General features: G+C 32.0%; 13 protein-coding genes. All 13 read right to left on the bottom strand.

Annotation, left to right across the window (positions count from 1 at the left end; translation table 11 throughout):
• Window positions 1-271: 271 nt before the first annotated feature.
• The 13 genes from DXC51_RS20140 to DXC51_RS20080 are packed head-to-tail and all read right to left on the bottom strand — an operon-like array spanning window position 272 to window position 16,595.
• On the bottom strand, window positions 272-2,854 hold the full coding sequence (locus tag DXC51_RS20140) for a YfhO family protein (RefSeq protein ID WP_117545244.1): 2,583 nt from the start codon (window positions 2,852-2,854) through the stop codon (window positions 272-274).
• Between the two features lie 32 nt (window positions 2,855-2,886).
• A complete protein-coding gene (locus tag DXC51_RS20135) occupies window positions 2,887-3,855 on the bottom strand; it encodes a glycosyltransferase family 2 protein (protein WP_025488526.1) in 969 nt (322 codons plus the stop codon).
• A complete protein-coding gene (locus DXC51_RS20130) occupies window positions 3,839-5,590 on the bottom strand; it encodes an alpha-1,2-fucosyltransferase (RefSeq protein ID WP_117545243.1) in 1,752 nt (583 codons plus the stop codon). The genes DXC51_RS20135 and DXC51_RS20130 overlap by 17 nt, the downstream gene beginning before the upstream one ends.
• Before the next feature lie 27 nt (window positions 5,591-5,617).
• Entirely contained in the window at window positions 5,618-7,363 is a 1,746-nt protein-coding gene (locus DXC51_RS20125; RefSeq protein WP_025488524.1) for an ABC transporter ATP-binding protein, read from the bottom strand.
• Between the two features lie 23 nt (window positions 7,364-7,386).
• Complete coding sequence (locus tag DXC51_RS20120) at window positions 7,387-8,454, bottom strand: glycosyltransferase family 10 domain-containing protein (RefSeq protein WP_207660869.1); 1,068 nt, start codon at window positions 8,452-8,454, stop codon at window positions 7,387-7,389.
• 8 nt (window positions 8,455-8,462) lie between these two features.
• Window positions 8,463-9,629, bottom strand: a complete 1,167-nt coding sequence (locus DXC51_RS20115; protein WP_117545242.1) for a glycosyltransferase family 4 protein — start codon at window positions 9,627-9,629, stop codon at window positions 8,463-8,465.
• Window positions 9,626-10,498, bottom strand: coding sequence for an alpha-1,2-fucosyltransferase (locus tag DXC51_RS20110; protein WP_117545241.1), 873 nt, complete (start codon window positions 10,496-10,498; stop codon window positions 9,626-9,628). Before DXC51_RS20110 ends, DXC51_RS20115 begins: the two co-directional genes overlap by 4 nt.
• 34 nt (window positions 10,499-10,532) lie before the next feature.
• Window positions 10,533-11,429: an ATP-grasp fold amidoligase family protein gene (locus DXC51_RS20105; protein WP_117545240.1), complete on the bottom strand. Its 897-nt coding sequence runs from the start codon at window positions 11,427-11,429 to the stop codon at window positions 10,533-10,535.
• A gap of 10 nt (window positions 11,430-11,439) precedes the next feature.
• Window positions 11,440-12,420 carry a glycosyltransferase family 2 protein gene (locus DXC51_RS20100; RefSeq protein WP_278336989.1) on the bottom strand — a complete coding sequence of 327 codons (981 nt, stop codon included), beginning with the start codon at window positions 12,418-12,420 and terminating at the stop codon, window positions 11,440-11,442.
• Window positions 12,421-12,449: 29 nt separating this feature from the next.
• Window positions 12,450-13,403: a glucosamine inositolphosphorylceramide transferase family protein gene (locus DXC51_RS20095; protein WP_117545238.1), complete on the bottom strand. Its 954-nt coding sequence runs from the start codon at window positions 13,401-13,403 to the stop codon at window positions 12,450-12,452.
• A gap of 12 nt (window positions 13,404-13,415) precedes the next feature.
• Window positions 13,416-14,450 carry a glycosyltransferase family 2 protein gene (locus DXC51_RS20090; RefSeq protein ID WP_235930607.1) on the bottom strand — a complete coding sequence of 345 codons (1,035 nt, stop codon included), beginning with the start codon at window positions 14,448-14,450 and terminating at the stop codon, window positions 13,416-13,418.
• Between the two features lie 54 nt (window positions 14,451-14,504).
• Window positions 14,505-15,575: a glycosyltransferase family 4 protein gene (locus DXC51_RS20085; protein WP_117545236.1), complete on the bottom strand. Its 1,071-nt coding sequence runs from the start codon at window positions 15,573-15,575 to the stop codon at window positions 14,505-14,507.
• Window positions 15,576-16,595 carry a radical SAM protein gene (locus tag DXC51_RS20080; protein ID WP_025488516.1) on the bottom strand — a complete coding sequence of 340 codons (1,020 nt, stop codon included), beginning with the start codon at window positions 16,593-16,595 and terminating at the stop codon, window positions 15,576-15,578. It lies immediately after the preceding gene.
• Window position 16,596 lies beyond the last annotated feature (1 nt).

The raw sequence follows: 16,596 nt of genomic DNA, 5'->3' as shown, positions 1-16,596 counted from the left end.
TTTTTCATAGGTTTATGGAGGTCGCTAGTGCAACTTACATGCAAAGTTCAGAATTATACTGTCATATGAATTCATAACTTTCCACTCATTTGTGGCTGGCAAATAGTTATTAAAATCCATAGAAATTATATGAATCATTATGACCATAAAACACGCAATAATTCTCAGAATATCTAAATAATATTGTCGAGAATTAAAATTTTCATCTACAGCATCTTTCATATTACATAACCTTTCAAAGTTATAATATATTTTTACATCTTTAATAAAGCTATATGATTGATAAAAGTAAAACAGCTAATGCTAATATATAAAACAGTAATATAATAAAAAGAAATAAAATTACAAATAAAATGAATAATAAGTTTAAAATGTACTTATTTTTTTGTTGCCCTCTTGAAACTATACTTTCCAAAAATATTAATCCAACAATCGTTAAAATAATCCCAATTCTCATACCAGGAGGAGTATATTTTAATTTAATGATATTATTTCCTTTAATCAAAGGAACGCAAATAAAAAAATCATCAAATCTTTGTAACCTTATTTTTTCTCCATTTAAAGTGCACTCCCACCCATCGTCGGCATAAACAGGCAAAAATAATTCCATATTATCCTGATCGCATTTTAGTTCAATGAATATATTACTTTTTCCAGTTTCAATATAGAAGGAATCTGCATAACTTGGTTCCACATTTTTAAAACCATTTAAATCAAGAGCCGCTATAGTATATAATACATCAACATTTTGCTCCTGAGGAACAATCTCTATCTTTACGTGACAATCTTGGAACGTCCCTAATGAAATAATTCCATTATTTAAGTCATTTGGATACCACGTATTTTGCAAATTAGAAAAGTTAGGAATTTCTATCTTTTTTCCATTCACTATTACCTCTATTTTCTCATTTGTATATCCATAAAAATATAATTCTTTTATGCCTTCAACTGCTAAAGTATTCGTCAACAAAGAAGATCTATCGACAACAAAACTAAATATATCAGTACCTAAAATACAAGAAGATATTTCATTTTGATTTATAAATGGATTATCAGAATGCGCTTTTAATTGAACCCTTTGCGTATTGTTTATCAATATTCCCTCATTTTTAAAGGTATTCTTGAGATTATATATTTTAAATTCGCCTAAATCCTTATCTTTCTCATACAAAGAGTTATTTATATCCGTTTCAGCAATAACTGAGTCCATCCCCATTAAAATATCACTGAAAAGTGTTCCGCCCGCATCACATAAACGAGTAAACGTCTGAGCATATCCTAAAGATTTCACCGTATTTATCTGTCTTTCATTTACCAAATGAATATAATTTGATAAAGCAGGAATTGCACATATATATGGATAATTACTTTCTAATGATGAATCAATATTCTTGATTCTTTTTAATGGGTTATTAACCGATTGAGTATTTGCATAGTTATAAACTATATTTCCTATCGGTATAAAATTGTGTGATGCATGTCCTTGATTTGGTACAATAAGTGCGACTGGAATTATTACTAGTTGACAAATGACTGCTATATAATTTATTTTAGTCATTAATTTATTTCTAAAATAAGAAAAAATAATATATGTTAAAAAAGTTTGGATAAACACACATAAAGCAATCCAAAACATTCCTTTATTATCAGTTAAAATCCAATATTGGAATGGAATCATTAAAATTTCAATACAAATTATTAATAAATATATAATATAACTTTTTATTTTACGTTTCGTCTTGAAAAAATCATAATTTACAACTCCAATAGCTCCTCCAATAACTGCCCAAAATACCAACATATATCCAAATCTCATAGGGAAATTTATATAAGAGCCCATATGCCAAAACAAATTTGTACTTTCTAAGATAATTGGTAAAGATAAAAAAAATCCAATTAATATGATCAGATAATTAAATTTTTTTTCTTCTTTCTTTTTTAACCCATATATTAAGACTCCTAATGGTCCTCCAATTCCAGTAATCATCAGCCATTTACTGCGTTCTGAAAAATTAACCGTTCTCAATATTTTTATAATTGAAGTATTATTATTCATTCGATATGAACTTAATATGTGAATAGCACCAGGTAAAATAATTATACCTGTACAACAAAGTGAAGTTACTGTACAAAAAAATAACTTGCAAATAACCGACTTTATATGTTCTATGTTTTTCCTATAAAAAATAAACAAATATATTCCTGTTAAAAGGACAATATAAATTATCACCATATAACTTTGCATTATACTAATTAATAATACATATGACAAAGATATTATGTATCCTATACTAATTTTATCATTTGTTAACAATATAAATAAAAAATAATTTAACAAAGGGAAAATAAAAACGATATCTAACCACATTGGAAAAATAAAATATTGCATTGTAAAACCATTAAAGACATATAATAAACACAATATAACTTTCCAGCCAGACGGGATTCTACTGAAACACTTATTCAGAAAAAAAAGCATCGATAGCCCTATAAATACTAACTTTATTGCAATAAAAAGAGTCATAAATGTTTCTATTTGCTCTCTTTTAATAAATAAAAATAGTAAATTAAAAGGACTTAAAAAGCCATAATGAGATACTAATCCGGCCATATTACTTCCAAGACCTGTATACCAATCGAAGAAAAGCGATTTCCTCCCATGAAGAAAATCATAGACATGATAGTAAAAAGGGACTATTTGTCCCTCAAAGTCTGAAGTATCAACAGTAAAGTTTCCAAAAGGAAATATTTTTTTTATATAACATGTTACTAAAAATATAAAAATAATGCCAATACATACAATAAAATTCTCTCTAAATATTTTTTTGTTTTTGATTGATATACTATTCCTCATAACATCATAACCCCTAATTACTATAACATATCCTAATATATTTTATTTTTACCTCTCAGTTTTGAAAAAAAAGATGATAACATTTGATATTTTTGTTCCTGATACAATTCCCTACTCCTAAACAAAACCGCCTTTCTTAACTCCGGATATTTTTGAGATGTGAATTTATTAATCCGCCAAAGAGCTCGCCGCAAAAGAAAATATTCAGCCAGTCCTGATATATGGCCATTCTCCCTTGTTGCACAAAAATAAACCTGCTCCTCTTTCGCAGGTAGCAAATATCCTCTTTCCTTAAGTACATACCTATGAATATCATCAAAACGCTGATCTCTTAAATTCCCCTCACAATTAGCACACTTTCTAGACAGACTTTCTTGAGTTACTCTATAATTTTGAAGGATATTAGATAGATTAATAAAATTATGATTTTTCACAAACCTTACCCAAAAATCATAATCTTCCAAATCCTTCTTTTCCTCATCATACCTTATTTGTTCTTCATCTATTACTCTTTTACGAAGCATTACACTTCCGTTGGCAATACAGTTTCTAAAAAGCAAAGTAGCCTTTATCATTTCTGGAGACTGTGCAGTCATTATCACTTTTTGAATAAACTCACCTTTTTCATTTATAATATTATAGGAACCTCCTACACCATCAATATTAAGATGACTGTCAAGGAAATTTACTTGTAACTCCAACCTATTAGGAGGTGCTGTATCATCTGCATCCATATAAGCTATATATTCTGCATTACACAATTCAAAGGCACGATTTCGTGTAAATGCAACCCCACGATTGTTATTGTTTTTATATAAATGAATTCTTTTGTCCTTAAGAATCATAGACTCTATTTTTTCAATACTATTGTCTTCTGAGCCGTCATCTATAACAATAATTTCGAAATTTTTATAGGTTTGATTCAGTAAACTCTGTAAAGTTTCTAAAATATAATTTTCAGCATTATAGCATGGTATACATACACTAACTCGAACTTCCATCAATTCCCCCACCAGACTGCAAAAATTTCAACGCTCTCTCCAAATCTTTATCAAAAATAAATTCACTTACTATATTCCGCAAATATATATGTTTCTCACTTCCAATCTCTATATTTTTCGTCGCGTTCTTTATAAAATTATTACATAAATGTAATTTACTTAAACCAAATTTTTTAACTAAAGTAAATAAACTATCTTTTTTATCAAAAAAATAACATCCCGTTACCTTTTTATAGTTTATAAATAAAGGAATTGCAATATCTGAAAAAATAAAAGAATCTACATTAATATGATCAAATAATTCAAATAATTCGGAACATTTTTTTATACATTTAATATTAATCTTATATGGTACACCATCCATATTTTTAACAGGCACTTCTATTACATCACGATCATTTCGTCCAATATTATAAATATTTACATATACAACATCATTATCAATTCTTTTATTAAGAATAGCCCAATAAAGCATTCGCTTTACATACCATTTATTAGGACATTCATTGCTGAAAATTATAATCTTTTTTCTAACTTTATTATCTACGTGATAATAATTTCTCCATTCTTGCCTAATCCACTCATTATTACTTATATTAGAAAGTGTATTTAGAATATCAAATAATCTATTACTTTCCTTTTCTTTTGCATATGCCTTATATCTTAATTTATATATATCTTCATTGCTATTTAAACTAACATTATTAACGTTCATTCCCAATTTATTAACATAGGCATGTATCTTTGAGGAATCCGAACATTGCATCCCAATTATCTGATTACTATAATTTCTATAATCGATAAATTTGAATCTACTACTATAATCTTCTATTTCATTCTCAGTTAAATATATAAGGCCTCCCCTTGAAACTGCAGTCAAGCGTGACTGCAGTTTAACACACAAATTTATGTTAGATTTATGAATATCATTCAAGGTTTCGGGCCGCCCGGCACCGGAAATATTCCCCGAAATCACTGCAAATCCATTCTGCCTATGAGATCCCGCAATTATATTGGCTAACAACCCATAGCTGCTATACTGCGACAATATCCTGAAATTACATTCAGAAATACAAAATAATTCTTCTACATCACCTAAATTCCCATCATAACTATTTATATAATGATATCTTAAATCATATCCGAAGGCCTGCTTTGTCCAACTCAAATCATTTGAAAAAAAATAAAATTCTGCATCTGGATGGCTATCTTTAATAAATTCAATGGCAGCATAATAAAAATTCACATCATCCTGCCATCCTAATGTTACAAAATCTCCTCTCCTTACATGCACAGCCACACTAATTTTGCCTTTTATTTCTTTCCGAAAATAATCTAAAAATACTGTTTTAACCCGAAAATTAAGATTACGTATTAAACTACTCTGTACGTTAACTAACAGATTCTGATGCTCTTTTAAAGCATCAGCAAAATCAGTTTCCTCACGATCTATATAATAATCATTTTTATTACTATAATTTATCAACATATCTGCAAAATCATTATTATTGCGGACATATTTTAACCTTTTAAAATCCTTTTTTTTAATCCCTGATGTAAATACTTTACAGTCAGGCAGAGCTAAATAACACAATGAAAGTGGCCTAAAATATCCCCTATAATAATCACTGATATCCAGCCCTAATTCTGCTCCCAGAAACTCAGCTATATTATAACCAAAAATATATTTGTTTAACTGACTTGCAAATCCGCCCATAATCTTAATAATAATCATAATAATTTATCACTTTCGGAATATCCACTAAAATAATTCATTCTTTTCTTTTACAATCATACTTCCTTTTTCAACCGACAAAATAAGATCAGCTTTCTTTATTGTAGTTAAACGGTGAGCAATTATTATCATTGTTTTTAATCCCTGGAGATTTTCAATTGATTCCATAACAGCCTGTTCTGTCTCATTATCTAATGCTGATGTAGCTTCATCCAACACGAGAATATCCGGATTATGATATAAAGCCCTTGCAATACCAATTCTTTGACGTTGCCCCCCGGAAAGTCTCACACCCCTATCTCCAACAAATGTATTTAAACCATCCGGTAAAGATTCCACATACTCAAGAAGCTGTGCCTTTCGTAAAGCTTCACGTACAGCTTCAATATCAATTTTATCTTCATCAATACCAAATGCAACATTATTAAGAATACTATCATCAGATAAATAAATTGATTGCGGAATATACCCCAACATTTTATGCCACTCATGCATATGTTCAAATATGTTCCATCCATCAACCGTTATTGTACCAGAAGTCGGAGGCAGCAATCCTAATATAATATCGGCCATTGTAGTTTTTCCTGCTCCGGAACTACCTATAAAAGCTACCGTTTTTCCTTTTGGAATTTTAAAACTTACATTATTTATGACATTTACTTCCGTATTAGGATATTTATATACTATATTGTTAATGCTTACTTCTTTTTCAAATCTATACTTATTTAATGTTGCATCTTCCTTTTCTTCAATAAATGTATGTCCCTCAACATCCTTAAAATCATTGTAAATTAACTCCAACGAAGGAAGACAATACATAATATTATTAATATAAGCATTAATTTTACCAATGGATGGTAATAGGCGAAAGGCAGCTAATGCAAAGGCTGTTAATTGTGGGATAAAAGTCGTTAATTCCCCATGTCCAAAATACAACTTGAAAATAATTGCAAACAATAATCCCGACATAACAACTGTTTCTGTTATATATTTAGGAACAGTTGCTAACATCTCATTCATTTTTGCTCCTTTAATTAATTTTTTATAATTTTCTTTATAGGCACTAACAAAATATTCTTCTCTTTCTAAGACTTTTACTTCTTTAATTCCTCCTAAAGATTGATTAATCCACTGCATCAGTTTTGAATTGTAATTTTGATTTTGTTCACCCAAACGCAAAGAAATTTTTTTTGATACCTCATAATAAAGACCTACACAAAATATGAGTAATCCTGCTACAATAACTGTTATTGAATGACTGGTATGAAACAGGAACAAACCAATTGCAATACATACAGTGATTTCAGCGATAAACTGTAAAGCACCATTAAGCAATAGCATAAATTGATTAGCATCAATTTGTAAGGAACGCTGCAACTCAGCCGCGTTTTTATTTAAATGAAAGGAATAGGGTTCTGACATGTAAGTTGCTAAAAGTTGTGTTGCAATCCTCATACGTGTCTTATATGAAAAATTTAATATACTATTCTGCATAAAGGATAAATAAATATTTTTAACTATATAAAAAATTATTATTAATATAGCTACAAATGCTATTTGTCCTTGTAATGATAATATTGGAAAAATAGTGAACATATTCTGCAAAAAACTATTTGTTTGGAGTGATTCATTATCAACAATAAGCTCAATAAAAGGCATAAAAACTGTTACTCCAATCATTTCAAAAAAGCTTCCAATAATTATCAACAGTAATAACCAAACCAACGTTATTTTAGAACTCTTATCAAAAATATAATCTAATTTTTTTAACATTCTAATCTCCACATATTATAACTTTATTTAGTTATAAACTTTTTAATAGCCTTTTTTGACGTTATATATCTCATATTAATTTTATCTTGCAAACATCTCGTTTTTATAAACGTATAAATATATGGAGGAATACTAAGCTTAATATTTCCTTTATTAATAACAGTCAAAATGTCTTCACAAAATTCTTCGCTGCTAAAAGGTCTTTGAATATTTGAATCTAATAATTTATCTATATTATTTAAATATTCATTATATCTAATTTCATCCATTAATAATAGATAATCTGCTAACTCAGAAACAGTAGAAAACTTTGAATAACTTATATAACAATTTTCCGGAACAAATTCATTTATGTTTTCAGCTCCCATATATATAGGAACAATCCCTGCTGTAAGACAATCAAATATTTTCTCAGTAATATATCCTTTGACTCCATATGTGTTTTCCAATGATAATGCAAATTTATAATTACCATAAGTTTTAAACTTATTATCCACAATTCCTTTATAGCAAGGATGCTTTTTTTTGTCCCATCCAGGTCCATATAAGTCAAAATGTTCCGGATATTTATCTTCAAAATAATCTATTACCTTTATGCGTTCACTATATAACTGTTTAGGATGCTTTGATGACTTATTCCCAGACATATTAACCAGCAATTTCCGTTCACCGAATGTTTTTTCACCATAATACTTTAAAAAATAATATGGTATATTTCTTTTAAAAATTCTATTATCATCTACCAAATCATCATTCCACGTCATAATATATGGAAAAATTTTTAATAATTTTATATATCCTTTGGCTGAATTAATAGGTTTTACAACCGCCGGTTCACTACTACAATATATCATTTTATTTTGCATTCCTGCTTGTATAACCTTATTCAACCAATAATAATTCAACGTGAAAAATAGGAAACAATCAACCTCTTCTATATTTTCATACATATCAATAGTATGAATATCATGGCCCCTATCTAAAAACGCCTTGCGTAGAAGAATATGCGAATCTAAATAGTCCGCACTTTTTGGAATAAATATAGTATCTTTTATAAGACTTTCATCCCACGGAATAATTGCTATATTCACTGCACACCTCACCCTTTATTTAACAATAAACTAATTTTATTATCCAGCCATTTCACTTTTTCTTCTATTACATAATTTTCTTTGGCATAATTTTGTAATAGCTGCCCTTTTATTATACGTTCTTCCCTATTGCAACACAACATTTTCATCGCAGCAGCCATATCTTCCTGTGTATCTACCACAATACACCCCGGCATAGTGGGAGCATGTCCAACCCTGGTAGATATAATAGGCAATCCTTCTGCAGCTGCCTCACAAAGCATAACTGGATATTCTTCTTTTATGCTTCCACACACAAAAACATCAGAATCTCTTAATAAATCAGGAATACTCTCTCTTGGCTGATTATATAAAAAATCTATCTGCCTCTTTCCGTACTCTCTTTCCAACTTAGAATTCAATTCAACTACTTCTTTATAATATGAATTTTTCTTACTGCCTACAAATATAAGCCTTGCATTCTTTATTTCTGACTGATAAAACGCTTCCAAAACAAATTTTTGATTTTTGTTGGAATCATAATTTGCCACGTAAATAAATTTAACTTCTTCTCTTGCAGATTCTACTTTTACACGTTCATAGGCCGTGTTCACAAAAAACATATTTTCAACCGCATTTACGAGAATTTCACCATTACAAAGATTATGCTTCTTTGCATACCAAACAGAAATATTATTTTCAGATAAATAAGTCACTAAATCAAATTGTGCTATATATTTATAAGCATTTTTATAATACCGCATCCAATGCCAATGATATTTCAAAGCTCTAGGGCGTAAATGAATTATATCTTTTATAATGGGATAATGTTTCATTAATCCTGAATATCCATGGGTATATAATATTTTAATACAATCCATATCGTTTAGTTTATGCATGACCCAGTCAAATGGCCAAGATTGTGTACATACAACTATTAAAACCTTAGGATTATAATCCTTAATAAAAGACAGATACTTATTTTTTTCCCCAGTAAATTTACCATCAAAACTATTTATTTTTATTCTCTCAATAGAAACATTATTATATATCTCTTTTCTAAGATAATTTTCTTTTAATTCGGTTATAACTTTAACCTCATGTTTTTTAGCTAATCCTTCCGCAATATATTGCGTAACCATCTGTACGCCATTTTTATCCGGATAATAAGTATGCACGCTTATTAATATCTTCATATTTCACCCTGAGAATCTATTTTTATCCAGCTCTCACATACAATATCATTAATTTCATGATTATTAAACCATTTTTTAGGCGCTATAACGAGTTTTTCTTGTTCTGAATTAAGCCATGCTCCCCACCAGCTAAACGTACTATTCGCAATAATATTGGCCTTACAGCTGCTCATAAGAAACATATCTAAATAGCTGTTATTTCCATTGTTACATTCAACTACTTCCATATCATTTTCTTTAAACTGCATTTTTGCCCATTCACTGTCATTTGTAAATATATAAAATTTAGGATTATCAATACTTTTTCTCATATATTCAATAGCTTTTTTATAATAACAGTTCGTACATATTCCACCATAAACCCTATAATTTTCTTTGTTCAAATAATCTCCCCTGCGGACATGAATGCTAACTGAATTATCTTCATTGATTCTCAACAAAAATTTCCTACTTTTTTCATTCATTTCTTTCGGTAATCTATAAATAGATAGAATCTGTTCCCTAATATCCTTAAAATATAATTCCGATTGCCAATACCCCGACAAATAAATATCATCCAATTCAAAGATCCGAGGCTGATATCCTAAATCTAAATTCTCCTCATATATCTTTTCTTTATCCCAGCCTAATTTCTGTTTTAATCTGCTTTTTAGAGAATTTCCTTTCCCAAAACGGCTCAATTCACTATTAGATGCCACAGGACAATCAAGGTCAAATATATCCAGCTCAAATTGCCTTAAAGTCTGCACTCTATCATTATAAAATGAAAGATCATATTTTACTTTTTTTCCCATGGAAATAAATTTCTGTCCCAAAGCATATTGGAACATCTGGTTTCCAAGACCGCCGCTTATTTCAATAATTATCATAAACAATATCCTTTTGTCTCTGCACAAATAACTTCTATAATTTTGATTGAGGCAACACAATCATCTCCCCTAATTTCCTTGAAAATTCCTCCGAAGAAAAATGGGCAAATCCAGCTTCCTGATAAAATGTTATTTCTCCAAAATATATTCTGTCATTAATAGAGTAAAAATCGGTTCTCAGGCTGACGGTTCCTTCAGCGAGCTTTCGCGAACACTCCAGCATCTCCCCAAGGCTCTCCGGCTTTTCAATTTGCACCGATGGGTCTTTAGGATATTCTATTTCTTCATCAATGTACTGCCAGTCTGTTGTATATAAATTTCGTTTATGCTCGACAAATCTGCCAAAATCAACCTGAATGAGATATGGCTCTCCGCCAAATGTATATATTTTATAATCTTTCAATTCCACATGGGATTCATCCGTCATATATTTTTCAGCTATGATCCTTGGATGTATATTCTTATATGGCCATTCTCTGCTTGGATAAAAGTAATTAGTCCTTAATGTTTTCTCTAATTTTTGCTTTGCTGACTGAATATCAAAGGTGTTCTTCTCTTTGCAGATAAGGACACTTCCTGAATCATGCGTACATTTTAACACATATTGTTCCGGAAGCATAGAGAAATCGATATCATCAACGCTGTCCCATACCCCCAGTAATGGAATAAGATAGCTCTCTCCCAGTTTTTCTTCTACATATTTTCTGACTTCATATTTATCAGCCATTATTGTATATTCCGGTTTTCTGTCATAGAGCTTCAGCCATTGCAGCTTTTCATCAAAATTGTTCGGGTTTTTCAGATCGAGTTTCTCTCCCATTCTCACCTGATAAAGCATCTCTAAATATAATTTATCCGGTAAAACCCTTTCTCCCAATGCACAAATTTTACGATATATTTTTCTTCTTACAGACAAACTTTCTTCCCGCATGAGTTTCTCCCTATTTATTTTCGTGCATTTTTCTTTTCATGATTTCTGCAGTCTGTTTTGCTAAAATTGGCAAATCACTGATGGAATCACAGATGGCCGGCAGCTTAAGCATAGTCTTCATTGATTTATTTCTTAAAATCCAAGTAAACAACATTTCTTTCAAAGTTTTTTCCATTAACTCTTTACTATAAATATTCTTTTTATCGTTGGCTTTGCAAAATACATGAATCAGTTCCTGGGCCCTGCAAAAGGTTTCTGCTTCGATATTCTTATCTTCTTTTACCCACAAAGTATATACTTTACGCATATTTTCATCCAGTACTACTCCTAACCGTTCCAACTGCCTTTCACGTATACGATCAGCATTTGCAAATTGTGTACTTCCCGATTTGCTGGATACCTGTTTTTTATGTGTGCGATAATTTAAAAGTACTTCCTGCACAATTCCTATAGGATAAAATTCACTTACCCGCTGTGCAAGGTCATAATCCTGTGCGGAACGAAAGCTTTCATCATAACAAAAATTCTTGTCAAATATAAGTTCTTTTCTCATCATAAATGTAGGATGTGCAAGTACCGGCCTGATTAACATCATTATCCTCAATTTTTCAGGATTATCTTTCAGACACCATGTCATATTTTGCTCACCGAACGTCCTTGTCTGACACCCTGTCAGCATATATTCAGGATGCAGCCTCATATATTCCACCTGCTTACGCAGCCGATCAGGCATGCAAATATCATCTCCATCCATCCTGGCTATAAATTCGCCTCGACACAGTTTCAAAGCTTTATTCAAATTCATAGTTAATCCCATATTTGTCTCATTAATAATTAATTTAATTCTGGGATCGTTAAAGCTTTTTATAATTTCTACCGTTCTATCTGTGGAACAATCATCAACAATAATTAGTTCATAATCCTCAATTGTCTGATTGAAAATGCTTTGCAGCGCTTCTTTCAAATATATCTCTTCGTTATATACTGACATAATTATACTTATCAAGGGCATGGCGGAAATCATCCTTTTCTATTTATTTTATTCAGCCTGTCCCTCCACTTTGAGGGATTATATTCCATATATTCCACATCAATCACCTCATATCCAAGTGTTCTGGTGTATGTATGGATTCCAATAATCTTTCCTGGCTTTTTACCTGAAAGCTGTATATCCTCAGGAGTTATTTCAGCTTTCATAATTACATTTCCGCTTTCCATTACTTCATTGCGATCAGACATAATGATGGAATAACCATAAATACCCTCACGGCTTCTTTGCAACGGAAGCAAATCCGAATAAGGATACCCTGCGCACCGTGAAAACCAAGTATATTGTTGCACACGGTTAAATTCCGTCTCTTCACTGGCCACAAACATACCCTCTTTATGCTTCAGGGAAAAGCGGCAGAACTTTGTCATAAGATCGTTATCCTTGCTGCATTCCGAGCCTAAAAATTGAATCTCATTTTCTTTTATTTCTTTTACAACTATATCAACTATTTTTCTGCCATCTAAAAATGTCTGTTGTTTTTCCCATTCCCCCGGGAATTTAATACAATGGTATAATACTACTTTCTCCGCTGTGGAAGTTTCGGGCATCATGTAAAGTTCCTGCTTATATTGAAATATCATAGGGTATGATAAATGAAAATTTTCTTTAATAATTATTTTAGGAGTTGTCCATTCCTTTTCCTTTCTTTCAGAAAATGCAATTCTCCCAAGTCCAGCCTTTCTGTCAAAAGCCTCCATAAATATGCATTCCTTTTCTCTGAAAGAGTAAAGAAGAGGATCCGCATACCAGAATTCTTTTGATTGTCCAAAAACATGGAACGGACTTTTCGTTTCAGGAATATCCTCCTTACTTGCTCTCTGTCGAACAGCACAAGTAAATACTGCATCATAACCAATTAACTTCAGGAAAGCAGTCGTCAATCCCATCCCCTTAATTTTTCTCAGAATAGTTTTTATACCCATATACTATTACCTTCATATTCCCTGTTTTACCCGAAGAATTCCCAATATCATAACCATAGGAATCAATCGGCGCCTGATCGCAAACCAAAAAAGCTTCTGTTTCATATGGAAGCCATCTGTATTCATATTGCGAATTACTTCCTTCACATATGAATGGTTACATATTTCCCTTATCATCTGATATGTTTTCCGCACTCCAGTTTCCCTGCTCCGCAGAATTTCCTGCTTAACACAATCCATTAGGGTAATCCACAAAACCATATTTATTCTTTCACTAACAAGTTCTTCAACCTTATAGTCACAGGCATACCGGCTAAGTGTATTGCAGAAATCAATTGTCAATTCAAGACGCTTTTCCTGATAGCCTTTTGTAAATGAATCAGCCTTCAGACAATAATGGTAAAAAGGATGCGAAAGTGTAACCACTTTTTTAATATATTTACAATAATCCAAGCAAAAAAGCGTATCCTCACTAAATACCTTGCGTTCTGACAGAAATCGAATCTTATTGTTATTAATAATTTCAGTCCTGAACATTGACATACAGGCAGAAACACCTCTTAAATCATCTAACAGGGGATCATCTCCGAAATAATGAAGCAAAAAGGATGTATATACCGCATTATTTTCATATAATCTTTCATCTACTTTAGCCTTGTAAACAATCTTTCCTTCTGTATCATGCTTCACATAGCTGTAACAGCACAAATCAGCTCTACTGCTTTCCATGGTATTCCATAAAACTTCAAACGTATCCGTATCAATATAGTCATCTGAATCCACAAAAGTAACATATTTGCCCGAAACACATGAAAGGCCGGAATTTCTTGCCAATCCCTGCCCCTCATTTTTTTTGCTTATGACCTTTATTCTGCTGTCCTTTTCCGCAAATTGCCGACAAAGCTCCCCGCTTCCATCTGAGGAGCCATCATCAACTAAAATAATCTGAATTTCCCTTAATGTTTGATCTGTCAGCGATTTAACGCACCTTTCCAGGTATTTTTCCACATTATATACCGGTACAATAACACTTACCCTTGTCTCCATTACAGCTCCCATTATCATGCCATATAGTAGTATAATTCAAAATATAATAAATTCCTACAATTTCTTATTTTCACAAATATCCATGATAAAATCATAAATCCCCACAGCCATATTTTTCTCATTAAATACTTCATAAATCGTACAGGCTGCCGTCTTTCCTATCTGTTCTGCTCTCTCCGGATGTTCCAGCAGGCTTTCAATGCTTTTCTTCAGCGCCATAACATTTTCCGGTTCATAGAGCAGCGCATCGCTTCCATCTCTTACGTATTCCCTGATACTGGGTACATCAGCAACAATAACCGCTTTCCCTAATGCCATCTGCTGCTGAAGCGTCATCTGTCCATAGGAATAATTAAAACTTTTCAGAGGAAGAATCCCAAATAAACTGCCTGAAATCAAACGGATAAGTTCGATTATATTTACTTTTGCAAACACTTTAATTCTGGGATCCGCACACTCTATATCTGCATTACCTATCATATAAAGCTTGACATCTGTCTGAATCAGCTTATAGGCCTCTATTAATGTATTCCAATCTCTTTTATTATAGCCAATGCAGATAATATATTTCTGCAGCCCGCCATTTTCCTGTTCCTGATATCTGAAAAAATCCGTATCGGTTCCAAATGGAATATATCTGCTTTTTTCTAACAGCCAGGGATGACACTTCCGGTAATATTCATTCTGACATTTTGTATGATAAATAACACCATCTAATGATTTACTTGCAAACTGCATGACCCGCAGCGCCTTGCCGCTTTCCTTCGCACTGTTAAAAGCCCCGATATCAAATACAATATGTTTATATTTTCCTTTGCCAAAGAGCTTCCGTAAAAGGCACAGAACAATTCCACTCTGCATTCCATGTGAAAGTACCACATCATATCGTCTTAATCTGGGCAATATCCTCAGTGTCTGCCAAATGTAAAACCTGAGTTTATTCTGTTCAATCCCTTCCCATGCCGGAAAGGAACGGATATCTACGACATCTACGGTAACATCTTCAGGAAAATACCTGAAAAACCAGTACCTCTCTCCGTTAACAACATAATCCGGAGGCTGCCTGTCTTCAGGGGCTTCAGAGGTATATTCCACCTTCCAGTTAACCAGCATCAGAATTTTCATTTACTTATCCTTTTTTGCCTCTTTAATAAATTTGTTCTCACTCAGGCTGTATTTTCCGCCTTTAAAAATCTTGTGCTTAACTACCCACCAGCCAGGCACCCAAATATATTTATGCATAGCCGGCGAGGCACTTCCAATCATCCAACAATTTCTTGTACAGTTTCTGGCGCAATCCCTCACTTTTTCTGCCTGCTGTGAGTTCCACAGCTCATCCCACGACTGTTCTTTTAAATTTCCCATAACAGCCTTTTTTTCCATACCGTTACAGGGAATAACATCGCAAAAAGGATCAATAAAAAATGCATTTTTAGACATATCACATGGAAGCAATCTCTTATTTCCATAAATATAATTAATGAGTCCGTGATTAAAATAAGCCCTGAACCATTTTTTAGGAGAATTGCTTTTCAGCAGTTCATTAATCAGTTTTTCAAAATTTTGTGATACTTTGTATTTATCATCTATTTTATTATCAGTTTTTCTAAAATAAAATGAATTATGAAGCGTAGCCGTAGCAAATTCCATTCCCAATTCGTTTGCCTTTTCATATAAAGGAACCAGATCTTCGCAGTTCATATCCTGAACTGTCATGCCAAACCCAACATCCGGATGTCCCATTTCTACGAGTTTCTTTAATGTACCATACCCTCTGTTGAATCCGTCCGGAATTCCTCTTATTTTATCATTGGTCTCCTGAAGTCCTTCTATGCTGATTCTAATTCCCACCTTGGGAAATTCTTTGCATAAGGCTATGATACGATCCGTAAAATACCCATTTGTTGAAATTACGATTCTGTCCGACTTTTTATAAAGTTCCCTTACTATTTCGGGAATATCCTTCCTGATAAATGGTTCACCGCCTGTAATATTTGTAAAAGCCATTTCCGGCAGTTTTTTTATTACATCAAGCGTTATTTCATCCTCTGGCCTTGTCGGATCCCTGAAACAATCACACATATTACAATGGGCATTACAGCGATAGGTCACGATTACCGTTCCATATAATGTTCTTCTTGCCATC

Source organism: Eisenbergiella massiliensis, assembly GCF_003435485.1.
This window is presented reverse-complemented; position numbering and strand designations above follow the sequence as displayed.